Below are 24,454 nucleotides of genomic sequence, written 5' to 3' on the forward strand. Positions count from 1 at the left end.
CCGGGTTCAATCCTTCAACGCATAGGCGATCACATAGTCGCCGCGCTTGGTGCCGAACGAGCCGTGGCCGCCGGCCGCGGTGACGACGTACTGCTTGCCGCCGGCCTCGTAGCTCATCGGCGTCGATTGCGCGCCGGCGGGCAGGCGATCTTCCCACAGCACCTTGCCGTCGCGCACGTCATAGGCGCGGATCGTGTACTCATAGGTGCCGGTGTAGAACGCGACGCCGCCGGCGGTTGTGATCGGCCCGCCGAGCATCGGCACGCCCATCTTGAACGGAAGCGGCAGCGGCGTGGTGTCCCGGATTGTGCCGTTCGGATGCTGCCAGACGATCTTCATCGTCCTGAGATCGATGGCGGCCATCGAGCCCCATGGCGGCCGGTAGCACGGCACGGACAGCGGCGAGAGGAAGCTCGAAATATCCACCCCGAACGGCGTGCCGTACATCGGCTGTGTCCCGACCTCGCTGCCGACCGGCTTCTCGGCGGTGGGCGCCGGAGGATTTTGCGGACCGCGCGGAATCAGCCGTGACGCGAACGGCAACGACATCGGATTGGCGATCGCGATCTGCCGCACAGGATCGACCGCGATGCCGCCCCATTCGAACATGCCGAGATTGCCTGGGAAGACCAGCGTGCCCTGCAACGACGGCGGCGTGAACGTGCCCTCGTAGCGCAGTCGGTGGAACATGATCCGGCACAGCAGCTGGTCGAAGATTGTGCCGCCCCACATGTCGGCGCCGGTCAGCTTTGCCTCCGGCCGGAACGTCAGTTCGGAAAACGGCTGGGTCGGTGCGGAGCGGTCGCCGGGCGCAGGGCCCTGCGGCACCGCACGTTCCGGCGCCGGCACGATCAATTCGCCGGTCCTGCGATCGAGCACGAAGATGTTGCCCACCTTGGTCGGCTGGATGATCGCGGGAACGATGCCCTTGGCCGTCGTCACGTCGACCAGGCTCGGTTGCGACGGAATGTCCATGTCCCAGAGATCGTGATGCACGGTCTGGTACGACCAGACGCGCTTGCCGGTGTCTACATCAAGCGCGACGATGGAGCTGGAATAGCGCTCGACCAGCGCATCGCGATTGCCGCCCCAGATGTCGGGTCCGTTGTTGCCGGTCGGAATGTAGACCAGATTCAATTTCGGATCGAACGAGGCCGTGATCCAGGAATTCGGTGAGCCGTTGGTGTAATGCCGCGTCGGCGACGGCAGCGCGTTCTCGTCGGCCGCGGCGGAGTCCCAGGCCCAGACCAGTTTGCCGGTGTAGACATCGAAGCCGCGGATCACGCCCGACGGCACTTCGACGGCGTAATTGTCGATCACCGCGGCAGCGACGACCAGGATCCTGTCGCTGACGACCGGCGGCGAGGTCGGCTCGAAGAAGCCTGCGGTCTTGATCCCCATCCCTTGCTGCAGGTCGAGGACGCCGTGATCGGCAAAGCCGTCGCAGAGCTTGCCGCTGTCGGCATCGAGCGCGATCATGCGGCCGTCATTGACCGGCAGGAAGATCCGACGTGGGCATTCAGCCGGGGCCGGATTGTTGCTGCTGTCGACGGCACCTGCCGCGGTCTCGTGATAGGAGACCCCGCGGCAGGTCATGTGCTGAAACGTCTTGTTGTGCACGAGCTTGGGGTCGTATCGCCAGCGCTCGGTGCCGGTCGTGGCGTCGAGCGCGAACAGCACCTGGTGCTGCGAGCAGAGATAGAGCGTGTCGCGAACCTTGATCGGGGTGACCTCGAAGGTGGTCTCGCCGGAATCCTCCGGTGTCTTCACGTCGCCGGTGCGGAAGGTCCAGGCGACCTTGAGCTTGCCGACATTGTCTGATGTGATCTGCTTCAGAGGCGAATAGCGCTGTCCGAATTGCGTGCGTCCATAGGCGCGCCAATCGCCATCCGGTTGCGGATCGGCTTCGCTCTGTTGCACAGCAGGCCCGGCTTCGGCGATCGTGCCGTTGATGTCGTGATAGCTGGACAGCAACCCGACCACGAGAACAGCCGCAGCCGCCACGGCGCCGACCCAGAGCGGCGCGGTGGCGCGCGCGTAGGACACGGGCTCATTTCGCAGCAGCCCGCGAACCATCACCGGTGTCAGCAGCCAGAGCGCCATCGGGAAGATGATGTCGCCGCGCGCCGCAAGCGGCCACCAGTCGAATTTCACCTCGTAGACGGCCCAGGCCAGCGTGCCGACCAGTACGATCGCAAACAGCCAGAGCGCGGAACGGCGCTGCGCCAGCAAGAGCGCAGCGGTCGCGAGAATGCCGACGCCGATCACAATGTAGGAGATTGAGCCACCCAGTGCGGCGAGCCAGATGCCGCCGCCCGCGAGGACCAGACCAATCAAGGCGTAGACGACACCCGTGACAAAGACGGCCCTGGATCGCGGCATGGCTGCACCAGTGCGGAAGAGGCACCGGGCTTGTCCTGCGCAAGCGCAACAGACCGCGTCCGCTTTCAAGAACTGTGGTTCAATCAACAGTAACTTGCAACCGGGAACTGCGGCGATGATGCAACACAAGCGTGCAAAGTTGCGCCATCGATTCCTGGCGCAGCAAGATCATTCAAACCGCGTGCACTTTGTTCAACAAGGAGCAACGCCAGGTGCGTGGCACTGACGCAGAGGTGACGGGTGCTCAGCGAATCTTGACTCGACGTGCTCTTCCAGTTCTGCGCCAGCGCTGCTTTATACCGTTCCGCACGTTTCATCGCAGATGCCCGGCTCGCAGGAGAAGCACGAATGACGTTGAACCCGACGGCCAGGAATTATCGCGTCGCGGTCGCTGCCTATGAGGCGGGCCGGCCCAGCTATCCGGCGGAGATCGTCGCCGCGCTGCCGCTGCAGGCTGCGCGCTGTGTCGTCGATCTCGGAGCCGGAACCGGCAAGTTCACCCGCCTGCTGCGTCCGCATTTGTCCGGGACGGCGCGGTTGGTCGCGATCGAGCCGGTCGCCGAGATGTCGGCGAAACTCGCGAACGAAGCAGGGATCGAGGTCATCAACACCCGCGCCGATGCGATCGCCCTCGAAACCGGCAGCGTCGATCTCGTGACCTGCGCGCAGGCGTTCCACTGGTTCGACAACGAGCCGTCGGTCGCCGAGATCACGCGCCTCCTGCGTCCCGGCGGTACGCTGGCGTTGGTCTGGAACAACAGGGATGACCGCGCGCCGTGGGTCGACGCGTTGTCGGTCATGATTGAGAAATATGCGGGAGACACACCCCGGCAACGCTCAGGGCACTGGCGCTGGATCTTGCAGGATCCTCGCTTCCTGCTCGAGAAGGAAATCGTGCAGGACCATCCGCACCGGATGGCGCGCCAGGGCGTCTATGAGCGCGTCGTGTCGACGAGCTATGTCGCCAATCTTCCCGATGCGGAAAAGGCGGGTATTCGCGACAGGACCGACGCCATCCTGCGTGAGGCCGGCCTCGGTGATGCCGACGAGGTGGTGTTTCCTTATGTCACGCAGCTCTTCTTGCTGAAGCGGGCATAGAGCATTTTTCGAGACCTCGCTATTGCGCGGCGTGTCCTTGCTCGACTGCCTGCTTCAGGCGCGGCAGCGCCATGCGCCAGTAGAACGCGACATGCTTGGCGCCGGAGTCGGTGCCGATTTCCCATCCCTGTCCGCGGCGGATCGGCGATGGCGGCACTTGCTGGGTGACGGTCAGCAACGTCTCGCCGCCCTCGGCCGCGAGCGTCATCGTGATTGTTGCATAGGATTGCGGAACATCCGGCATGCCGGAGACCTGCGACCAATAGGAATATGCGAGCCGTGACGGCGGTTCGACATGGATGACGCGGCCCTTGTCACGATAGCGCTTCGCGCCGATCTCCGCCTCGATCTCGATCGGTGCGCCGATCTGCCAATCGGTGTTGAAATGCGCGTTGCGCCATGTCTCGCCCGCTTTGGGGTCGATGATCGCGTCCCAGACATGCGTTGGCTCCCCGGCAATGCGGATCGACTCGGTGACAGTCTGCAAAACCGAGGTTTGGTTCGTCATCAAATGCTCACTTGTCACTTACGACTTTCCATTTCCCGTCTCCGCCACGCCGCAGTGCCGGATCGCCGATGCGGATGTGTTGCGCGAGAAAGTCGATGAAGGCGCGAACCCGCGCCGGCAGCGGGCCGGCATGGCCGACATAGACCGCGTGGATGTCCTCGCGATCGCCGGGATTGAGATTTTGTAGCACCGGCACCAGGCGGCCGGCCTCGATATCCTCGCCGATGTGAAACAGCGCCAGCCGTCCGAGGCCGATGCCGCCGAGCGTGAGCTGGCGCGCGGCTTCGCCGTCGCTGACGCGGGCGACCGGCGGCGGCAGCGCCTCCTCGATCTTTTCAGCGCGGCGGAACGGCCAGCCGCGGATGCTGCGCGGAAAGGTCCAGCCGATGCCGCGATGGGTAGCAAGATCCGCCGGGGTCTTCGGGGTGCCGAAGCGCGCGAGATAGGACGGTGCGGCGACCACCACCATGCGGCTGGTGCCGAGCTTGCGCGCGATCAGCCGCGAGGCGCCGAGCGGGCCGACGCGGATCGCGACGTCGGCGCGCGCCTGCATCAGATCGACCAGCGTGTCGGTCAGCACGATGTCGAGCGTGATGTCGGGATGCTCGCGCATGAAGCGCGGCAGCAGCGGCATCACATGCAGCATGCCGAACGGGATGTTGCTGTTCACGGTGAGATGGCCGCGCGGCACGCACGAAGCGGCCTCGCGTTCGGCCTCGTCGATGTCGGCGAGGATGCGCTGGGCGCGCTGATAGAAGGCCTGGCCTTCCTCGGTCAGTTGCAGCTTGCGTGTGGTGCGGTTGACCAGCCGCGTGCCGAGCCGGGTCTCGAGCCGGGAGACCAGCTTGCTGACGCCGGATGGCGTCTGGCGCAGACTGTTTGCGGCCGCCGTGAAGCCGCCGAGATCGACGACGCGGACGAACACGTCCATCTCGCCGGAGCGGTTGGTGTCGGTGCGGGACATCTTGAATTCACGTCACAAATGATTGGATTGCGGCCATTCTAATCCTTCTCGGTCCGGACCGCTATGTCGCATTGCGGAATCCTTACCCTCCGGAGCGACACATGCCTCTCGCAGTCCTTGCCTTGACCGCCGGTGCCTTTGGCATCGGCACCACCGAATTCCTCATCATGGGGCTGTTGCTGCAGGTCGCCGCCGACATGCAGGTATCCGTATCCGCGGCGGGCTTGTTGATTTCCGGCTACGCGCTCGGCGTGTTCGTCGGCGCGCCGATCCTGACGCTGGCGACGCGGCGGATGCCGCGCAAGGCGGTGCTGCTGGCGCTGATGGCGATCTTCACGCTCGGCAATGCGGCCTGCGCGCTGGCGCCGAATTACGAGCTGCTGATGGCTGCGCGCATTTTGACCTCGTTGGCGCACGGCACCTTCTTCGGCGTCGGCTCGGTGGTCGCGACCAGTCTCGTGCCCGAGGATAAGCGGGCGTCGGCGATCGCCACGATGTTCATCGGGCTGACGGTCGCGACCTTGCTCGGCGTACCCTTCGGCGCCTGGTTCGGCCTGATGCTCGGCTGGCGCGCGGCGTTCTGGGCCGTGGCGGTGATCGGCGTGATCGCGTTCGTCGTGCTGGCCGTGCTGGTCCCCGGTCATGTCGGCGCCAACGACAAGCCTGCGCCGCTGCGCGAGGAACTCGCCGTGCTCGGCCGCCCGCAGGTCCTGCTCGGGCTTGCCATGACGGTGTTCGGCTTCGGCGGGCTGTTCGCGGTCTTCACCTATGTGCAGCCGATCCTGACCCGGCTCACCGGCTTCTCCGACGCCGCGGTGTCGCCGATCCTGCTGGTGTTCGGCGCTGGGCTAGCGATCGGCAACGTCGCGGGTGGCCGGCTCGCCGACAAGGGGCTCGCGCGCGCGCTGCTGGTGTCGCTCGGTGGCCTCGCGGCCGTCCTCGTCGCGCTGGCGGCGGTGATCTCGATCAAGGCCTTGGCGGTCGCGCTGTTGTTCGTGCTCGGCATCGCGGCGTTCGCGACCGTCGCGCCGCTGCAGCTTCGTGTGCTCGAAGCCGCCGGCGTCGAAGGGCGGACGCTGGCGTCCAGCCTCAACATCGCGGCCTTCAATCTCGGCAATGCGCTCGGCGCCTGGGCCGGCGGCGTCACCATCGATCGCGGCTTCGGTCTCGGCGCGCTGCCGCTGGTCGCTGCCGTCATCACCGCGGTCGGGCTGTTGCTTGCGCTGTGGAGCCTGCGCCTCGACCGGCCGGTCGTCCTCGCCACGCAGTGCCCGGCCGAATGAACCGGATCAAGGGAGTATGACCATGGAATATCGCAATCTAGGGGCGTCCGGCCTCAAGGTCCCCGTACTCAGCTTCGGCACCGGCACCTTCGGCGGCCAGGGACCTTTGTTCTCGGCCTGGGGCCGCAGCGACGCCAGCGAGGCTCGACGGCTGATCGACATCTGTCTCGAAGCCGGCGTCAACTTGTTCGACACCGCTGATGTTTATTCGAATGGTGCGTCGGAGGAGATCCTTGGCGCCGCGATCAAGGGCCGCCGCGACAGGGTCTTGATCTCGACCAAGACCGGCCTGCCGATGGGCGACGGTCCGCTCGATGCCGGCACGTCGCGCTATCGCCTAGTCGCTTCGGTCGATGCGGCGCTGCGCCGGCTCAACACCGACTATATCGACCTCCTGCAGCTTCATGCCTTCGACGCCTTCACGCCGATCGACGAGGTGCTGTCGACCCTCGATGCGCTGGTGCGCGCCGGCAAGCTGCGTTATGTCGGCGCCTCGAATTTCTCAGGCTGGCACCTGATGAAATCGCTTGGCCTTGCCGAGCGCCACGGCTGGCCGCGTTACGTGGCCCACCAGGTCTACTACTCGCTGGTCGGCCGCGACTATGAATCCGAGCTGATGCCGCTCGCGCTCGACCGGGGCGTCGGCGCGCTGGTCTGGAGTCCGCTCGGCTGGGGCCGGCTTACCGGCAAGATCAGGCGCGGGCAACCATTGCCGAAAACCAGCCGTTTGCACGAGACCGCGCGGTTCGGGCCGGCGGTCCATGACGACAAGCTCTACGCGATCGTCGACGCGCTGGACGCCGTGGCTGCCGAGACCGGCCGCAGCGTGCCGCAGGTTGCGATTGCGTAGCTGCTGACGCGTCCCAGCGTGTCGTCAGTCATCATCGGCGCACGCGATGAAGCGCAGCTTCGCGACAATCTCGGCGCAGTCGGCTGGTCGCTGACGGCGGACCAGATCGCGCGCCTCGACCGCGCGAGCGCGGTGATGCCGGCCTATCCATATTACCCCTACCGAGTCCAGGACGGCTTTGCGCGGCTGAACCCGCCGCCGGTGTGAGCCGGCCGCGAGCCGTCTCACGCCTGCGCGGAATGTTCGCAGACTTGCCGGCGGTATTCCGCCGGCGTGACGTTCATGTGCTGCCGGAACACACGATTGAGGTGGCTCTGATCGGCAAAGCCGCTCAGCAGCGCGATCTCCTTCAGCGCCACGCGGTCCTTGCGCAGATGCTGGCACGCGTGCTCCACCTTGCGCCGCAGGACATAGGCATGCGGCCGCGTGCCGTAATGCACGCGGAATTTGCGGGCGAACTGGATCGGCGTGCAATTGCAGATGTTCGCCAGCTCCTCCAGCGTGATATTCCGGAAGATGTTCTGCTCGATATAGTCCTCGATCAACCGGGCGTGCGCCGGGCGAAAGCGTCCTTGCGCGCACGGCATCTTGAATTCGATCGCAGCATATTTCCGCAGGATGTGCACGCTGGCCTGAAGCGCCAGCGCGTCGTAGCAGAGGCGTCCGCCCGGACCGCCCGCGGCAACCTCCTGAACCATCTGGTCGTTGATCCAGGTCAGCATCGGATCTTCGGCCTTGAGCAGATCGTGAAGCTCGATCGCTTCGGCGTCGCGGTCGAAGGCATCGCTCGCGGTCTTCATCATGAGCGCTGGAGCGATATAGAAATGGGTGACCTCGATGTCGTTCTTCCAGTGCCAGCTTGATGGCTCGGCGCGGGTCAGCAGCGACGTGACGCCGCGACCGACGTGATCCTGCTTCCACGCACCGGTGACGCGACGGTTCATCGACGTCACGCCGTCGCGATAGAGCACGAGCAGGAAGTTTTCCGACGGCGGAACCCAGATATCCGATGGCTCATAGCGGAAGATCCGCAGCCGGAAGTCGCTCCTCCCGACTGAGGCGCTGTCCAGCTTCAGCTCACCGGGCGCATAGCGCGGCAGCTCCTCGACCGTGATCAATTGGCCCATCGCGCGAGCCTCCTCCGTGGAATCCGTGGCGCGGTTGACCGCTTCTTCTTGGCTGGACGTCTGAGCGCAGGATAGGCCGCTTTCGCGGTTTGCCAAGGCGACCAACGGCCGATGGCTCGATTGAACGGTGGCGTTCCAGAGATTGTCGGTTTCATCCAAGCCGCTCGGTCGCATGACCCGTAGCCTGCTCTGCGTCTCGGCGACAGCGCCAGCGGCAGAGACCCAATTGACGCAACGCACCATCACCCGGCGACACGGCGGGCATGAGCGCGTGCGAAGCAAGACAACGGGAGGAAACGATGACCGAGACCGTCACAAGGTCGAATGGAAGCAATGGTGCGCGTGCAACGACCAAGCTCGACGCTGTGGTCGTCGGGGCCGGCGTCGCCGGTCTCTACCAACTGTTCCGCCTGCGCGAACAGGGACTGAGCGTGAAGGCGATCGATGCCGGGTCAAGCGTCGGCGGCACCTGGTACTGGAACCGCTATCCCGGCGCGCGCTTCGATTCCGAAGGCCACACCTATCAGTATTTGTTCTCCGAGGAACTCTACAAAGGCTGGAGCTGGAGCGAGCGGTTCCCGGGCCAGCCCGAAATCGAGCGCTGGCTGAACTACGTCGCCGACCGCCTCGATCTCAGGAAGGACATCCAGTTCGGTACCACGGTCAAGAGCGCGCACTTCAACGAGGCGACGCAGCGCTGGCTGGTGACGACGGACAAGGGCGAGGTGATCGACGCCCAGTTCCTGGTCACCTGCTGTGGCATGCTCTCGGCGCCGCACGTCTCTTTCCCGGGACAGGAGACCTTCAAGGGCGAGCTGTTCCACACCGCGCGCTGGCCGAAGGGACCGATCGAGCTCGCGGGAAAGCGCGTCGGCGTGGTCGGCAACGGCGCGACCGGAATCCAGGTGATCCAGTCGATCGCCGGCGAGGTCGGTCATCTCAAGGTGTTCATCCGCACCCCGCAATACATCATCCCGATGAAGAACCCGAAATGGGATGCGGCGGATGCCGCGGCCTACAAGTCGAAGTTCAAGTTCCTCACCGAACGGCTGCCGAAGACGTTCACCGGATTCGAGTTCGACTTCGAGCACGTCTGGGCCGACCTGACGCCGCAGCAGCGACGCCAGGTGATCGAGGATTGCTGGAATGACGGATCGCTCAAATTGTGGGTTTCGTCGTTCGCCGAATTGTTCTTCGACGAAGCCATCAACGCCGAGATCACCGAATTCGTGCGCGAAAAGATGCGCGAGCGGATCAAGGATCCCAAGCTGTGCGAACAGCTGATTCCGTCGGATTACGGCTTCGGCACGCACCGGGTGCCGTTGGAGAGCAATTTCCTCGAGGCCTTCCACCGGCCGAATGTCGAGATCGTCGGCGTCAAGAACAATCCGATCACCCGCATCACATCCGAAGGCATCCAGACCGCCGACGGCACGGTGCACGAATTCGACGTCATCATCCTGGCCACCGGCTTCGACGCCGGAACGGGGGCGTTGACGCGCATCGACATCCGGGGTCGCGAGGGGCGATCGCTGAAGGACGATTGGGGCAGGGACATCCGCACCACGATGGGCTTGCAGGTCCATGGCTATCCGAACCTGTTCACGACGGCGGTGCCGCTCGCGCCCTCGGCCGCACTTTGCAACATGACGACCTGTCTGCAGCAGCAGGTCGAGTGGATCGCCGATTGCATCAAATATCTGCGCGGCAAGAACCTCAACGTCATCGAGCCGACCAGGGATACCGAGGATCAGTGGGTGGCGCATCATGACGAGACCGCCAACGCGACGCTGATCGCCAAGACCAACTCCTGGTACCTCGGCTCGAATGTCGCGGGCAAGCCGCGCCGGGTGCTGTCCTATTGCGGCGGCGTCGGCACCTATCGCCAGAAATGCGACGAGGTCGCCGCGAGCGGCTATCAGGGCTTTGCCGTGCAGTAGCGGCTGACGCGATACGGCGCTGCGGTCTTCGCTGACCGCGCCGCCGCCCACGATCGATCACATCACAAGATAGAATATGGGAGGACGACAATGAGCATGAACTTTGGTGCGGCAGCAGATGCGATTCTCGACGGCGTCGTGACATCCAACCCGCGCGTTCCCGGCGTCGTTGCCATGGTGACCGACCGCCATCGCAACATCTACGAAGGCGCTGCCGGCAAGCGCCGCCTCGACCAGACCGCGGACATGACGACCGACAGCGTGTTCGCCATCTTCTCGACCACCAAGGCGATCACCGGGACGGCGGTCCTGCAACTCGTCGAGGAGGGCAAGCTCGATCTCGACGCGCCGGCCAAGACCTACGCGCCCGACCTGGGCAAGCTCCAAGTCATCGAAGGCTTTGACGACAACGGCGAACCGCGGCTGCGTGCACCAAAGCGCGACATCACCACACGCATGCTGATGGTCCACAGCGCAGGCTTGGGCTACGACTTCATCAATCACACATATAATCGCCTCGCGCAGGAGAAGGGGCAGCCCAGCGTGATCACGGCGTCGAAGGCTTCGTTGATGACGCCGCTGCTGTTCGATCCCGGCGAGCGATGGGAATACGGCACCAACCTGGATTGGTGCGGCCAGATCGTCGAGTCGATCGCCGGCCGCCGGCTCGGCGAGGTCTTCAAGACGCGGATCTTCGAGCCGCTCGGAATCCAGGACACGGCATTTGAGCTCACCGACGCGATGCGCCGCCGGCTCGCCGGCATTCACGCCCGCAACGCCGACGGATCGCTCACGCCGATGGATTTCGAATTGCCGGCCAATCCGGAGATCCATATGGGCGGCCACGGACTCTACGGCACCATTGGCGACTACATGCGCTTCATCCGGATGTGGCTGAACGACGGCGCCGGCGAGCATGGCCGGGTCCTGAAGGCCGAAACCGTGCGGATGGCGGAGAAGAACCATCTCGGCAACAACAAGGTCACCGCCATTACCGGCGTGATCACCTCGCTCGCCAACGACGCCGAGTTCTTCCCCGGCCAGTCGAAATCATGGGCGCTCAGCTTCATGATCAATGACGAGCAAGCTCCGACCGGCCGTCCCGCCGGCGCGCTCGGCTGGGCCGGCCTCGCCAACCTGTTCTACTGGATCGATCGCCAGAACGGCTTCGGCGGATTCTGGGCGACGCAGATCCTGCCGTTTGGTGATCCGACATCCTTCGTCGGCTACATCAATTTCGAGACCTCATTCTACGAGGCCCTGAAACTGCGCAAGGCGGGTTAAACCTGCGGGAACACCATGCGCATGCAGGCGCCGCCGGACGGCGCCTGATCGACCTCGATCCGGCCGCCGTGCAGACGCATGATGCTCTGCACCAGATCGAGGCCGAGGCCGGCGCCGCGCCCGCCTGGATGTAGCCGGCGGAACGGTTCGAAGATCTGCTCGCGTTCGTCGGGCGGAATGCCGTCGCCGTCGTCGCTGACCTCGATCTGGCCGGCTGTCGTCACCCGAACCAGGATCGTGCCGCGACGCTGCCCGTGGTCGACGGCGTTCTGCACGAGATTGGTGAGGGCCCGTTCGAGCGAGGTCTGGTCGCCGGTCACCATGACCGTCTCGCCATCGTGCTCAAACGACATTTCATACCCGGCCGCGAAAGCCAGCGGCGCGAGGTCGAGCACGACCTGCCGCGCGATGCCGACGAGATTGACGGGGCCGAACGTGTCGGCGCGCTGATCGAGCCGCTGCAGGTCCAGCAGCTGGCCCGCCATGACGCTGAGGCGGGTCGCGTCCTCGAGCAGATGGGTCTTCTCGGGTCCGGCCTCCAGCGAAGCGACCCGTGTCGAGAGGATAGCGATCGGCGTGCGCAGCTCGTGCGCGGCATCGGCAAGGAAGCGGCGATGGCGTTCGTAACCCTTGTCGAGGCGGTCGAGTGCGGCATTGATGGCCTTGACCAGCGGGGTGATCTCGACCGGCACCTCGTCGAGCGGCAATTGCGCGCCGCGCTGGTCGATGTCGATGCGTTCGGCCTGCGCCGCGACCAGTGCGAGGCCCTTCATGGCCCGGCGCACCACGAACGGGGTCGCGACCAGCGTCGCCAGCGTCATCAGCACGACGATCGGCAGGATCATGTTGAGGAACAGCTGGGGTGTGATCTGCAGCGCTCGCCACATCGAGAGCTCACCGTATGTTCCGGTCAGGATCTGGACTGATCCAGCCGACGTGTCGACCGATTTGACGAGTCCAGCGGGACGCGCGGCCACGGCGTCGTTCCACTTGAGCACCGCCTCGCTGACATGCTCGAGGGCCGATGCGATCGGTGCGAATTGCGAGGGCACGGTGCCTTCGGAGATCTGGTGACCGTCAGCGTCGCGGATGATGTACCAGAGATCGGCGTGCTCGGCGCGCAGGGCGGCCAATTCCGGTGTCTGGCGCAGCGTCAGTGCGCCCGCTTCATCGCGTGTGATGGCGTCCCTCAGCGTATCGAGGGTGCTGCCTTGGTACTCGCCGATCAAGAGCCCTGCCCACAGCAGCCCGATCGCGGCGGCCCCGATCAGCAGAATCAGGAGGGTCAACGCAACGGCCTGCAGACCCGCGAGGCGTCCGACCAGGCGCCAGGTGAGGGATCGCGGTCGCAGCACGCTCACGGTGTCTCTCGCAGCATATAGCCGAGGCCACGAACGCCGTTGATGGTGACACCGGCGTCGGCCTCCGTGAGCCTGCGGCGCAAGCGCGACACATGACTGTCCAGCGCGTTGGGCTGCACATCGTCGTCGAGGCCGTAGACCGCCTCCATCAGCGCCGAGCGCTGCACCATGCGTCCCATCCGATGCATCAGTGTTTCGAGCACCAGCCGTTCGCGACGCGGCATCTCCAGCGGGCGTCCGTCGACGCTGGCCTCGCGATGGGTGAAGTCGAACGACAGGCGGCCGATCCGCGCGACATGCTGCTGCACATTGGCGGGCCGGCGCAGCAGCGCGCGCAGCCGAGCCAGCAGCTCCTCGAACGCAAACGGCTTGCCGAGATAATCGTCCGCACCGCTGTCGAGGCCCGAGATTCGGTCCGCGAGCTCGCCGCGCGCGGTCAGCACCAGCACCGGCACGGTGTTGCCGCTCGCGCGCAACTTCGGGATCAGCGACAGCCCGTCGCCGTCAGGCAATTGGCGGTCCAGCACGATCGCGTCGTAAATTCCCGCTGCGGCAATCGCCTCGGCTTCCAGAAGATCCGGTGCGTGATCGACCAGCATGTCGTGGCGAGCGAGTGCCGCACGCAGCGCCGCGACCATGTCCGGCTGGTCCTCCACCAACAGCACCCGCATTTCGTTGTCTCTACCTCCGCATCGATCTGCCGACTTTATGTCTCATTCATTGCGGCAACCTTGCGGTTTGCTCCGCGTGATTGCGTCGCACGCCAAAATTCCGCACGTGCGTGGATTCGCGACAGGCTCGCGCAAGCTTCGCATGAGACAGAAGCGTGCATCGGGGCGATCGAATCGTCTCGACACCGACCGGCACTGCTCAACCGGCGGGAGCCTACCACACATGATGGTGGGCACCCGCAATGCGAAAGACACGCGAATGGCCTTGTTAATGAATCCGCGGCGCCAGACCGATTGCGCGCTTATCGTGCGGGAGCTCCAGCATGTCGGCCGCTGACATCCTGCCGTTCGTCCGCGCCTGGGTGCGTAATCCGTTGCGTGTCGCCGCGGTCGCGCCGTCGGGGCCCGCGGTCTCGTCGCTCATGGCGCAGGAAATCACCGCGGACACCGGCCCCGTGCTCGAGCTCGGCCCCGGCACGGGCGTCTTCACCCGCGCGTTGCTGAAGCGTGGCGTGAGGCAGCAGGATCTCACGCTCGTGGAGTACGGCTCCGAGTTCATCCCGCTGCTACAGCGGCGCTTCCCGGGCGCGCGGGTGTTCTGGATGGACGCGGCCTGGCTGCGCAGGGAGAGCCTGTTCGACGGGGCGCCGGTCGGTGCGGTCGTAAGCGGCCTCGGGCTTCTCATGATGCCGCCGGAGAAAGTCATCACCATCCTGCACGGCGCCTTCGGCTATCTCCGCGCTGGCGGCGCGTTCTACCAGATCACCTATGGCCCGCGGTGTCCTGTCGCAGACGCGATCCTGGATCGTCTCGATCTGCAGGCGAGCTGCATCGGGCAGACGTTCCTCAACCTGCCGCCGGCTTCCGTGTACCGGATCAGACGCCGCCACACCCACGCTTGATCGAGGCGCCATGGACACGTCGAGCACGATCGCGATGTTTCTGCACTTCGGCCTGGTGGGCGTTGGCTGCCTCGCCGTCGCCGAGAAATTCATTCCGCTGCTGCCGTCCTACGTGCTGCTGATGCTGCTCGGCTTGACGATCTCCGACGGCTCGATGCTCGCAATGACCATCCTCGCGACCAGCGTCGGGTCCGTCGTCGGTGCCATCGGTTGGTACGGGCTCGGGCGCGCGCTCGGCTCGCGGCGCATCGAGGGGCTGGTGACGCGCTATGGCAAGTTCGTGTTGCTGCGGCCGTCGCTCTATCGACAGCTCACTGACGCCTATCGCGGCAATCATTTCTGGGTGACGCTGATCGGTCAGACTCTGCCCACCGTGAGGAATTACCTCGCTCTCCCAGCCGGTGTGTTGCACCTGGAGCCGCGCGCCTTCGTGATGGCAACGGCGATCGGTACCGTGATCTGGAACATGCCGTTCCTCACGCTCGGCTATGTCCTGCGCGGCAGCGGCCACGATCCGATCAGCCTTGGCTTCTGGGTAGTGGTCATCCTGATCGCCGTGGAGGTCACGCTGCTCCTGGGATTTCGCTTCTACAAGCGCTCGCTCGCGCCGCAGCCTTTGGCCAAGCCGCGCGCGCTCCCCTCACGCTTGCCGGTGGAGGAAGGTGCATGAGAGCCCTGTTGTCCCGCCTGCGGCCGGGCTCGGATACGCTCGAGCGCGCTGCCGCGACGCTGCTGGTGCTGGCCGCAAGCTATCAGTTCGGTCACGCTGCTTCCGGCGGGCGATATCGCGCGGCCGAGTTCGCGCTGCTGGTCCTTATCGCAGGCATCTATTGGCACCGCTCGATCTTCCGGCGATGCGCCAGCCGCGATGTCACGAAGGTTCTAGCGGGATTAGCCGAAGCCATGGCGGCGGCGTTTCGGCCGGATGGCAAGGTCGACTCCCAACTTCCGATGCATGGGGCTGGCGATCACACGCCGCGGGATGTCGTCAAGGTCAGGAGCCTGTTCGTCTCCGACGTCCATCTCGGAACCCGGGGATGCCAAGCCGACCGGTTGATCGACTTCCTTCGCCACCATGATGCCGAAACCGTATTCCTGGTCGGCGACATCGTCGACGGCTGGTGTCTGCGGTCGAACTGGTACTGGCCCACGGCGCATAATGCGGTTGCGCGGGAGCTGATCGAGCTCGCGCAACGAGGCTGTCGCCTGGTCTACATTGCCGGAAATCACGACGAGTTCCTGCGTGACTATGCCGGTGCAGCGTTCGGCGGCGTCGAGATTGTCGATCGGGCGATCCATCGTGGCCTCGACGGCCGCGACTATCTCGTGGTTCACGGTGATCATTTCGATCTCGTGGTGCGGCATGCGCGCTGGCTCGCGCTGATCGGCGATGCCGGCTATCGGGCTGCGCTGGCCTGCAATATCTGGCTCAACTGGATCAGGCGCCGATTTGGCTTCGGCTATTGGTCGTTCTCGTCCTGGGCGAAATTGCGGGTCAAGAACGCGGTCAACCACATCGGCCGGTTCGAGGAGGTGTTGTCGTCGGAGGCCGCGCGCAGCAATGTTCAGGGCGTGATCTGCGGCCACATCCACCATGCGGCGCTGCATGACGATTTCGGCGTCCGCTACATCAACACCGGGGATTGGGTGGAGTCCTGCACGGCCGTAGTCGAGCGCTATGATGGGCAGTTTGAAATCGTCCGATGGACGGAGGCGCGAACGACGCTGGATGCGGCGGAGCTTGTGCCGCTCGCGCAGGCGGCGGCCTGATGCGCGTGCTGGTGGCAACCGACGCCTGGCGGCCGCAGGTCAACGGTGTGGTCCGCTCGCTCGAATATCTCGCCAGTGAAGCGCCGCCGCTCGGCGCCCAGATCAGCTTCTTGACGCCGGCCGATTTCCGTACCGTGCCGCTGCCCGGCTATCCCGAAATCCGGCTCGCGCTGCCGACGATCGGACAGATCGCGCGTGCCATCGCGGCTGCGCGCACGGACTCGGTGCACATCGCGACCGAAGGTCCGATCGGCTGGATCAGCCGGCACGTCTGCCAGACCCGCGGCTATCCGTTCACGACCAGCTATCACACGCGCTTTCCCGAATATCTCGCGGCGCGGCTGCCGGTTCCGCTGCGGTGGAGCTACGCGGCGTTGCGCCGTTTCCATAATAGCGGAGACGGCATCATGGTCGGCTCGGCGTCGCTCGAGCAGGCGCTGAAGGCCCATGGCTTCCGCAAATTGATGCCATGGTCGCGCGGCGTCGATGCCGAGCTGTTTTGTCCGCGTGCCGAGCGGCCGCTCGCCTTCCCGGCGCCGGTGTTCCTCTATGTCGGCCGCGTTGCGGTCGAGAAGAACCTCGATGCCTTTCTCGGTCTCGACCTGCCGGGCTCGAAAGTCGTGGTCGGGGACGGGCCGCAGCGCAGCACATTGCAGGCCCGGTTTCCGCAGGTCCATTTTCTCGGCACGCGGACCGGCCGCGCGCTCGCCGATGTGTATGCATCCGCCGACGTCATGGTGTTTCCAAGTCTGACCGATACGTTCGGGATGGTGATCCTCGAGGCGCTGGCCAGCGGCCTGCCGGTTGCGGCCTTTCCGGTGATGGGGCCGCTCGACGTGATCGGCAAGTCAGGCTGCGGTTGTCTCGATCATGATCTGCGCCGCGCGGCGCTCGGCGCGCTGCAGGTGCCGCGCGAGAAATGCCGCGCCCACGCCCTGACCTTCACCTGGCAGGAAAGCGTGCGTCAGTTCCTCGACAATATCGGGCGGGCGCACGCCTCACCGGCGCGCGCCGCCGTAGCGGGAGGATGAGGCCGGTTTCCGGGCCTACTGGTTACCCAGCAATTCGGTGATCAGCCCGGCTGCCTTGATCCCGGTCCCGCTGATGATGACGACGGTGCGCTCTGCCGGCCGGATCGCGCCGCGCTCCTTCAGGACGTCGAGTGCGGCGGCGGCCGAGGCCGAGGTCGGCTCGACGAACAGGCCCGTATGCGCCATCCGCTTCAATGCGGCGACGATGCCGTCTTCGGGAATCGCGACCGTGCCGCCGCCGCTCTCCTTCAGCGCCGCGATCATCTGCTTCAGGCGCAGCGGATGCTTGATCGCGGTACCCTCGGCGATGGTCTTGCGGACCGCGCGATCGACCGGCGTGTCGACGCCGGCGGCGAAGCTGGCATCGACCGGCGAGCAGTTGAGTGGTTGCGCGGCAAACAGCCGCGGCAGCCGCGCGATCTGTCCGGCCGCAAGCAGCTCCTTGAAGCCGATATAGCAGCCGAGCAGGCTGCTGCCGGCACCGACCGGCATGATGACATTGTCCGGCGCGGTGAAGCCGAAGTCTTCCCAGATCTCGTAGGCCAGCGACTTGGTGCCTTGCAGGAAGAAAGGCTGCCAGTTGTGGCTTGAGTAGAAGATCTGCTTCGACTGGCGGATCGCTTCCGCCTCGGATTCCTCGCGCGGGCCCTCGACCAGCTGCACCTCGGCGCCGAAGGCGTGCATCTGCGCCACCTTCATCGGCGATGTCGTCGCCGGCGCAAGGATCCTGACCCGCATGCCACCTGCCGCGCCATAGGCCGACACCGACGCGCCGCCATTGCCGGAAGAGTCCTCCAGCACCGCGTCGACGCCGAGCTGGCGCAGGAAAGACAGCATCACGGTGGTGCCGCGATCCTTGAAGCTTGCGGTCGGATTGAACCATTCGAGCTTGAAATGCGGCCGCAGATCGCCCCACGGCTTCTCGACCGCAGGCGTGCAGCCTTCGCCCATCGTGATCGGCTGCCTGATCTCGAGCGGCAGCGCCGCGCGATAACGCCACAGCGAGCGCGTCCCGCGATCGACCTCGTCGCGGGAGATGCCGGGCAGTGGCGTGACGAGCAGCGGCTTGCCCTCGTCGGAGCACCAGCGCGGAACATCCAGCGGATAGAGCTTTCCGTTGAGCGGGTCGATATAACCAGGTGAAGGCATCTCTATTCAGTCCTCAAGGCACGGTCCGGTCGGACATTTCGCGACCGAGCACGAAAGCCGGCAAGGTCGCAAGGCTGTCACGAACCATGATCGGGGCGGGCGCCCCTTCCGGCTGGTTCATTGCGGCCCGATTATGCCACCAAGTCGGCAACTGCACACGTGCCGTACCGAACAGATCATAGCCCGATCCCGCGACGAACAGGCATCGATTGGCCGGGACCGGCAGTTCGTCGAGGGCGAGCTGATAGGGTTGCGGTTGCGGCTTGTAATAGCCGGCGCGTTCGGCCGTCACGAACACGGTGAGGGGAACGCCGAGGCGATCGGCGGCGATGCGGCCGAGCCGCTCCGAGCAGTTGGTCACGACGCCGAGCGCGACGCCGGCCCCGTGTAGCGTTTGCAGGACATCGAAAACCTCGGGCCAGGGATCGAGCTCCGCATAGCGTACGCCGAGCTCCGCTGCCCGCTCGAACGGCAGCCCGACATTGCGCGCAGCCTCGCCCACCAGATCCTCATAGGGACGATAGCGTCCGGTGGCGTAGGTGTTCCTGAGATACTCGGCCCGCCAGCGCAGCCCGGTCTCATTGGAGCCCGCGACCTTGTTCCAGAGCGTCCAGCTGTCGAGCAGCGCGGTGAGCAGATCGAACAGAACGGCATCATAGGTTCGGATCACGGGCTGCGCTCCATTTCCTACCATCCGCGAAACCGCTCCCATTGCCGGACCGAGTCGGAGCCGGCGGCGACGACATGATAGCGGTCGTGCTGGGCTCCGGTCGCGCAGGCATGGTTCGGCAGGATCCGCACCTTCGTGCCGACCGGCAGCGTCACCTGCGGCGCGGTGCTGCCGGGACGGAGCGCGATGATGCCGTGCTCCTGATTGGTTTCGGTCACGATCAAATCGGGATAGGGCCGTCCATCGATATCGCAGACGATGCCGTAGCCCTGGTCGATCGGCTGCTTCGCGGTGCCGCGATCGCGCGACAGCGCCATCCAGCCCGCATCGATGAAGGTCCAGCCGCGATCGGCGCGATGGCCGATCACCGTCGCGAGCACCGACAGCGCAATGTCCTCGACCGTGCAGACCCCGATCCCGGCCATGACAAGGTCGAACATCACGAACACGCCGGCGCGCACCTCGGTGACGCCATCGAGCCGGCACGCGAAATGCGCGGTCGGCGTCGAGCCGACGCTGACCACGGGGCAGGGCAGTCCGGCCGCGCGCAACGCCTCGGCGCAGGCGACCGCGGCGGCACGCTCCTGCTCGGCGGCCTGCTCGAGCGCCGCCACGCTGCGGCAGGAATAGGATTCGCCGGCATGCGCCATGACGCCGCGCAACTCAGCACCGCCTAGATGCAGCGCGCGGCCGATCTCGACCAGCTGCGGATCGTTCGCGCCGACCCCGGCGCGATGGCCGTCGCAATCGATCTCGATCAGCACCGGAATGCGGTCGCCGGTTGCGCGCGCCATCGCGGTGACGGCCGCCGCCTGCTCAGGGCTGTCGAGCACCACCGAGAGGTCGACACCCTGCCTCCGCAGCGCCGCGACGCGATCGAGCTTCTGCGGCGCGATGCCGACGGCATAGAGGATGTCCTTGACGCCTGCCGTGGCAAACATCTCGGCTTCTTGCAGGGTCGAGACCGCGGCCGGGCCGCCCGGGCCGTCCATCACGGCGCGCGCCGCCGGAACGGATTTCGCGGTCTTCAGATGCGGGCGCAGCGGCACGCCAAGCCGCGACAGCCGCGTCTTCAGGCGGGCGATATTGTGCAGCATCCGGTCTTCGTCGAGGACGAGGCAGGGCGTCTCGATATCGGCAAGCGGATGCGGGGCGTTCAAAACAGGGGCTGCTGACATCCGGCGAGACTAGCCGTTTCCATGCTAAGTACAATTTACCGAATATCATTCTTGGATTAAGTCTGGACTTAATGCTCTCGACCGACGACATCCGCTTCTTCCTGGCTATCGCTGCGGCCCGGTCGCTCGCGGCCGCGGCCCGCGCGCTCGACGTGACGCCTTCAGCCGTCTCGCAGCGGCTGCAGAGCCTCGAGCAGCGCCTGGGCGTTCAACTAGTCAGCCGCTCGGCCCGGCGGCTGACATTGACCGATGAGGGCGAGCTGCTGGTGCTGCGCGGCGGCACGCTGCTCGACGACGCGACGGAGTTGACGGAAGCGCTGCAGGCGCGGCGCGGGACCATCGCCGGCCATCTGAAGATTCTTGCGCCGCTCGGCTTCGGACGCCGTTACATTGCCCCAGTCGTTGCCGGATTCCGAACACAGCATCCCGAGGTATCGGTCGAGCTCGAACTGTCCGATCGGCCGGCGCGTGCCGCTGCGAGCGCATGGGATGTCATGATCCATATCGGCGCGCTGAAGGATTCCACGCTTCGCTTGCTGCGCCTTGCACCCAATGATCGCTTTCTCTGCGCCGCGCCGGCCTATCTGAAGCGCAAGGGAATGCCGGCAAGCCCGCAGGACCTGCGCGGGCATCAATGCATCGCGTTGCGCGAGAACGAAGAGGACGTGACGCTCTGGCGCTTCTCGCGCAGGCGCGCGGCGGCGGAGCCTGACGTCGTCAGGATCGAGCCGATGCTGTCGAGCAATGACGGCGAGGTGGTGAAGGCCTGGGCGCTGGCGGACCACGGCCTGATCGTCCGGTCGGAGTGGGATGTCGCCGAGGAGCTCGCCGGTGGCCGGCTGGTGCGTGTGCTGCCGAACTATCGCCTGCCGCCGGCCGACATCGTCGCGCTGCTCAATCCGGGCCGCGGCGGGCGGGCCAGGCGCACGCAGGCTTTTGTCGAGCATCTGCGCGCCGCCCTTGCGCCGCCGCCCTGGCGCAGCAGGCCGCGCTGACAGACGGCGCGATCGCTTATGCCGCGCCGGCCTGCCTGCTCAGATAGCTCCTGGCAAAATCGAGATACCAGTCGAGGCAGCCGGGATTGGCCATCGCGTCGCGGTTGATGACCTTCTCGACGGGGTGGCCGAGCAGCAGCTTCTTGACCGGCAGCTCCTGCTTCTTGCCGGACAGCGTGCGCGGAATTTCCGCCACCACGAAGATGTCGTTGGGCAGGAAGCGGCGCGACAGCCCGGCCTCGACCGCCTTGTTGATCTTCGCCTTCATCGCGGCATCGAGGACAACGCCCTCGCGCAGCACCACGAACAGCGGCATGTAGCTGTCACGGCCGAGGTATTCGAGATCGACGACCATCGAATCCAGCACCTCCGGCAGCGCCTCGATCGCCGAATAGAGCTCGCTGGTGCCCATCCGCAAGCCATGGCGGTTGATGGTGGCGTCGCTGCGGCCGTAGATCACGCAGGAGCCGTCGGGGTTGATCTTGAGCCAGTCGCCATGCCGCCACACCGGGCCGCAGCCACTTCCGTCGAAATTGTCGGGATAGGTCTCGAAATAGCTCGCCATGTATCGTGCGTTGCTGGGATCGTTCCAGAAGCGCAGCGGCATCGAGGGCAGCGGCTCGGTGCAGACGAGCTCGCCGACCTCGTCGATCACGGCGCGACCCTGCTCGTCGAAGGCTTCCACCGCACAGCCGAGCAGCCGGCACTGCATGATGCCCGGCGTCTGCGGCAGCTCGCGGTTGCCGCCAATGAAGGCGCCCGCGAAGTCGGTGCCGCCGGAGATGTTGGCCCACCAGATGTCGGCCTGCGCGGCGTTGCCGTTGCGCTTCGAAAGCGCGGCGAAGCGTTCGTTGAACCAGGCCTGCGTGTCGGCGCTGAGCGGCGAGCCGGTCGATCCGAGCGTGCGCAGGCCCGAGAGGTCGCCGACACCAGCGAGATCGATCTCCGCCTTGGTGCAATTGGCGAAGAACGCCGCACCGGCGCCGAAGAAGGTCGCCTTGGCGTCGGCGACGAAGCGCCATAGCGTGGTCCAGTCCGGCTTGTCCTTGGTGCCGCCGGGACTGCCGTCGAAGATGCAGCAGGTCGTGCCGTTGAGCAGGCCGTTGGCCTGGCAATTCCACATGATCCAGCCGGTCGACGAGTACCAGTGGAAGCGTTCCCCGAACGAGTTCGGCTGATAGCTGCAGCCGATGTCGTTGTGCAGGGTCGAGAGCGGCAGCGCCACGACGATCACGCCGCCATGGCTGTGCAGGATCGGCTTCGGCAATCCCGTGGTGCCCGAGGAATAGACGATCCAGAGCGGATGATCGAACGGCAGCCATTCCGGCTCGAAGGCGTCGATCTCCGCGCTCTGGCCCGCAAGGATGGACGACAATCGGGTCTCTGACGGTGCGGCGTCGCTGTGCAGGATGACATGCTCGACCGTCGGCAGTGCGCGCCGCAATTCCTCGATCACACCTTGCCGGTCATGACGCCGGCCCGCATAGGTCACGGCGTCGCAGGCGATCAGCACCTTCGGCTCGATCTGCTTGAAGCGGTCGATCACCGCAGGCGCCGCCATGTCGGGCGCGCAGACGCTCCAGATCGCACCCAGGCTCGCGGTCGCCAGAAACGCGATGATCGTCTCGGGGATGTTCGGCAGATAGGCCGCAACGCGATCGCCGGCGCGGACGCCCTTGGCCTTTAGGTGCAGCGCCAGCGCCGCCGATTTACGCTGCAGCTCCGGCCAGCTCGTCTCCGACAGCTTGCCATCCTCGCCGCTGGAGATCAGGGCCGGCAGGCCGGCGGCATGCGCCGGCGCGACATGGCGAAAGACCTGACGCGCATAATTCACCGAAGCGCCGGGAAACCACACCGCGCCCGGCATCTTGCGCTCGGCCAGCACCGCCGCATGCGGCGTCGGCGAGCGCAGGTCGAAATAGTCCCAGACGCTCTGCCAGAAGGCGTCGATATCGGTGACCGACCAGCGCCGCATCGCCTCGAAATCCGCAAACGCAAGGCCGCGCGTCTCCTTCAGCCAGTCGCGGTACAGGGCCATTTGCGGGACGTAAGGTGCGGTCATGGGCGTTTCCGAAATCTCTTGTGTTGTGGCATGCGCGATCGAGGCAAGCCTTCGTGTCTTAACATAGTGATGCGAGCACGGGGAACGCAGTCGCGGTCGCGGCTTGCGTCATATTCTTACCGCCGCCGCAGCGTGCTATTGCGTTGGGTGCGGGGCTGATTCCATACCTATCCGATAGCGAGCGGCCATGTCCGTCGGCGAACTTTTCATCCTCGGCTTCCACGGCAAGGTCATCCCGTCCTGGCTGAGGGAATTTGCTGCGCGGTTCGGGCTCGGCGGGGTGATCCTGTTCGATTACTCGTGCCAGACCCGGCAATACGACAACAACGTCGCCTCGCCCGCGCAGGTGCGGTCGCTCTGCGCCGAGATCGCGGCGCTGCCGTCGCAGCCGCTGGTCTTCATTGATCAGGAGGGCGGTCTGGTGCGCCGGCTCAAGGACGGCCTCGGTTTCCAGCCGCTGCCGAGCGCGAAGGATTTCAATCTGCTCGCACATGCGGACAAGCAGGCGATCCTGGCGGCGAGCTATGGCGAGCTGCGGCGGCTTGGCATCCGCTACAATTTCGCACCCGTCATCGACGTCGACTACAATCCCGATAATCCCAACATCGGCAAGATCAAGCGGTCCTATTCGTCCGAGATCGGCGAGGTCGAGGCCAACGCCCGCCTGGTCGACGCTGCGGCGCGGCAGGCAGGCGTCGGTCTTTGCCTGAAGCATTTTCCGGGCATCGGCGGGGCGCATGTCGATTCACACCTGGAGTTCATGGACATTTCCGATGCGCTGCGGCCGGAGCAGGAAGATCTGTTCTACGCGTTGGCCCCGGATATCTTCGGCGATGCGGTGCTGGTCAGTCACGCCATTGTCCGCCAGTGGGACGCGCAGCATCCGATGACCCTGTCGGCGGCGGGGATCGGCCGGCTTCGCCGCCGGCTGCCCGAGACGCTGCTGATCACCGACGACATGCAGATGCAAGGGCTGCAAAAGGCGCTCGGCACCAGCGCGGCCAGCTTGCAGGCGATCGACGCCGGCATGGATATGATCTGCATCGGCAACAATCTGTTCGATGAGGAGCAGGCGATGGCCGGCATCGCCACCGCGGTCGCGGGTGCAGTGCAGGACGGATCGCTGGATCAGGCCAAGGCGAGCCGATCCATTGCGCGGGTGCAAAAGCGCAAGGCACTGCTCGCCTGATCGCATTGAACCAAATTTTGTGCCGGGCGACCACAGGAAG

Annotated in this window: 20 protein-coding genes and 1 pseudogene; 11 read left to right on the forward strand and 10 right to left on the reverse strand. The window is 65.5% G+C overall.

The window, feature by feature from the left end; all coding sequences use genetic code 11:
• Positions 1-6 precede the first annotated feature (6 nt).
• Positions 7-2,382 carry a glucose/quinate/shikimate family membrane-bound PQQ-dependent dehydrogenase gene (locus ACE103_RS01420; protein ID WP_375778047.1) on the reverse strand — a complete coding sequence of 792 codons (2,376 nt, stop codon included), beginning with the start codon at positions 2,380-2,382 and terminating at the stop codon, positions 7-9.
• A gap of 348 nt (positions 2,383-2,730) precedes the next feature.
• Here ACE103_RS01420 and ACE103_RS01425 point away from each other — a divergent pair, with 348 nt between their 5' ends.
• A complete protein-coding gene (locus ACE103_RS01425) occupies positions 2,731-3,480 on the forward strand; it encodes a class I SAM-dependent methyltransferase (protein ID WP_375778048.1) in 750 nt (249 codons plus the stop codon).
• Positions 3,481-3,499: 19 nt separating this feature from the next.
• Here the strand turns inward: ACE103_RS01425 and ACE103_RS01430 are convergent, their stop codons facing one another.
• Together ACE103_RS01430 and ACE103_RS01435 are read right to left on the reverse strand one after the other, a co-directional pair.
• Complete coding sequence (locus ACE103_RS01430) at positions 3,500-3,988, reverse strand: SRPBCC domain-containing protein (RefSeq protein ID WP_375778049.1); 489 nt, start codon at positions 3,986-3,988, stop codon at positions 3,500-3,502.
• 7 nt (positions 3,989-3,995) lie between these two features.
• Positions 3,996-4,952, reverse strand: a complete 957-nt coding sequence (locus tag ACE103_RS01435) for a LysR family transcriptional regulator (RefSeq protein WP_375778050.1) — start codon at positions 4,950-4,952, stop codon at positions 3,996-3,998.
• A 101-nt stretch (positions 4,953-5,053) separates the two neighbouring features.
• Between ACE103_RS01435 and ACE103_RS01440 the strand changes: the two genes are divergently transcribed.
• Both ACE103_RS01440 and ACE103_RS01445 read left to right on the forward strand, forming a co-directional pair.
• Complete coding sequence (locus tag ACE103_RS01440) at positions 5,054-6,235, forward strand: MFS transporter (protein WP_375778051.1); 1,182 nt, start codon at positions 5,054-5,056, stop codon at positions 6,233-6,235.
• A 22-nt stretch (positions 6,236-6,257) separates the two neighbouring features.
• Positions 6,258-7,292: pseudogene (locus ACE103_RS01445) on the forward strand (aldo/keto reductase).
• Positions 7,293-7,309: 17 nt separating this feature from the next.
• Here ACE103_RS01445 and ACE103_RS01450 read toward each other — a convergent pair.
• Complete coding sequence (locus ACE103_RS01450; RefSeq protein ID WP_375778052.1) at positions 7,310-8,212, reverse strand: helix-turn-helix transcriptional regulator; 903 nt, start codon at positions 8,210-8,212, stop codon at positions 7,310-7,312.
• 299 nt (positions 8,213-8,511) lie between these two features.
• Here ACE103_RS01450 and ACE103_RS01455 point away from each other — a divergent pair, with 299 nt between their 5' ends.
• Positions 8,512-10,152, forward strand: a complete 1,641-nt coding sequence (locus tag ACE103_RS01455; RefSeq protein WP_375778053.1) for a flavin-containing monooxygenase — start codon at positions 8,512-8,514, stop codon at positions 10,150-10,152.
• Between the two features lie 90 nt (positions 10,153-10,242).
• Positions 10,243-11,436: a serine hydrolase domain-containing protein gene (locus ACE103_RS01460; RefSeq protein WP_375778054.1), complete on the forward strand. Its 1,194-nt coding sequence runs from the start codon at positions 10,243-10,245 to the stop codon at positions 11,434-11,436.
• On the opposite strand, the gene ACE103_RS01465 is transcribed toward ACE103_RS01460, so the two are convergent.
• Both ACE103_RS01465 and ACE103_RS01470 read right to left on the reverse strand, forming a co-directional pair.
• Positions 11,433-12,788 carry a sensor histidine kinase gene (locus tag ACE103_RS01465; RefSeq protein ID WP_375781303.1) on the reverse strand — a complete coding sequence of 452 codons (1,356 nt, stop codon included), beginning with the start codon at positions 12,786-12,788 and terminating at the stop codon, positions 11,433-11,435. The two genes, ACE103_RS01460 and ACE103_RS01465, sit on opposite strands and share 4 nt — an antisense overlap.
• A gap of 5 nt (positions 12,789-12,793) precedes the next feature.
• Positions 12,794-13,468 (reverse strand): response regulator transcription factor, encoded by a 675-nt coding sequence (locus tag ACE103_RS01470; protein WP_375778055.1) that lies wholly within the window; start codon positions 13,466-13,468, stop codon positions 12,794-12,796.
• Positions 13,469-13,791: 323 nt separating this feature from the next.
• On the opposite strand from ACE103_RS01470, the gene ACE103_RS01475 reads away from it, so the two are divergent.
• The 4 genes from ACE103_RS01475 (at position 13,792) to ACE103_RS01490 (ending at position 17,171) form a co-directional block, all read left to right on the forward strand.
• Positions 13,792-14,370 (forward strand): class I SAM-dependent methyltransferase, encoded by a 579-nt coding sequence (locus ACE103_RS01475; RefSeq protein WP_375778056.1) that lies wholly within the window; start codon positions 13,792-13,794, stop codon positions 14,368-14,370.
• A 10-nt stretch (positions 14,371-14,380) separates the two neighbouring features.
• Complete coding sequence (locus ACE103_RS01480) at positions 14,381-15,040, forward strand: DedA family protein (protein ID WP_375778057.1); 660 nt, start codon at positions 14,381-14,383, stop codon at positions 15,038-15,040.
• Between the two features lie 281 nt (positions 15,041-15,321).
• Positions 15,322-16,140: a UDP-2,3-diacylglucosamine diphosphatase gene (locus ACE103_RS01485; RefSeq protein WP_375781304.1), complete on the forward strand. Its 819-nt coding sequence runs from the start codon at positions 15,322-15,324 to the stop codon at positions 16,138-16,140.
• A complete protein-coding gene (locus ACE103_RS01490) occupies positions 16,140-17,171 on the forward strand; it encodes a glycosyltransferase family 4 protein (protein ID WP_375778058.1) in 1,032 nt (343 codons plus the stop codon). Before ACE103_RS01485 ends, ACE103_RS01490 begins: the two co-directional genes overlap by 1 nt.
• Positions 17,172-17,186: 15 nt before the next feature.
• Here ACE103_RS01490 and ACE103_RS01495 read toward each other — a convergent pair whose 3' ends face one another.
• The 3 genes from ACE103_RS01495 to ACE103_RS01505 are packed head-to-tail and all read right to left on the reverse strand — an operon-like array spanning position 17,187 to position 20,168.
• Positions 17,187-18,320 carry a pyridoxal-phosphate dependent enzyme gene (locus ACE103_RS01495; RefSeq protein WP_375778059.1) on the reverse strand — a complete coding sequence of 378 codons (1,134 nt, stop codon included), beginning with the start codon at positions 18,318-18,320 and terminating at the stop codon, positions 17,187-17,189.
• 13 nt (positions 18,321-18,333) lie between these two features.
• Positions 18,334-18,990 (reverse strand): HAD-IA family hydrolase, encoded by a 657-nt coding sequence (locus ACE103_RS01500; protein ID WP_375778060.1) that lies wholly within the window; start codon positions 18,988-18,990, stop codon positions 18,334-18,336.
• A 17-nt stretch (positions 18,991-19,007) separates the two neighbouring features.
• Positions 19,008-20,168 carry a DSD1 family PLP-dependent enzyme gene (locus ACE103_RS01505; protein WP_375778061.1) on the reverse strand — a complete coding sequence of 387 codons (1,161 nt, stop codon included), beginning with the start codon at positions 20,166-20,168 and terminating at the stop codon, positions 19,008-19,010.
• A 71-nt stretch (positions 20,169-20,239) separates the two neighbouring features.
• On the opposite strand from ACE103_RS01505, the gene ACE103_RS01510 reads away from it, so the two are divergent.
• Entirely contained in the window at positions 20,240-21,163 is a 924-nt protein-coding gene (locus ACE103_RS01510) for a LysR substrate-binding domain-containing protein (protein WP_375778062.1), read from the forward strand.
• Between the two features lie 16 nt (positions 21,164-21,179).
• Here the strand turns inward: ACE103_RS01510 and ACE103_RS01515 are convergent, their stop codons facing one another.
• Positions 21,180-23,225 (reverse strand): acetoacetate--CoA ligase, encoded by a 2,046-nt coding sequence (locus tag ACE103_RS01515; RefSeq protein ID WP_375778063.1) that lies wholly within the window; start codon positions 23,223-23,225, stop codon positions 21,180-21,182.
• 187 nt (positions 23,226-23,412) lie between these two features.
• Between ACE103_RS01515 and ACE103_RS01520 the strand changes: the two genes are divergently transcribed.
• Positions 23,413-24,414, forward strand: coding sequence for a glycoside hydrolase family 3 N-terminal domain-containing protein (locus ACE103_RS01520; protein WP_375778064.1), 1,002 nt, complete (start codon positions 23,413-23,415; stop codon positions 24,412-24,414).
• Positions 24,415-24,454 lie beyond the last annotated feature (40 nt).

It is taken from the genome of Bradyrhizobium sp. ma5 (assembly GCF_042258955.1).
In the GTDB taxonomy this organism is placed as follows: Bacteria; Pseudomonadota; Alphaproteobacteria; order Rhizobiales; family Xanthobacteraceae; genus Bradyrhizobium.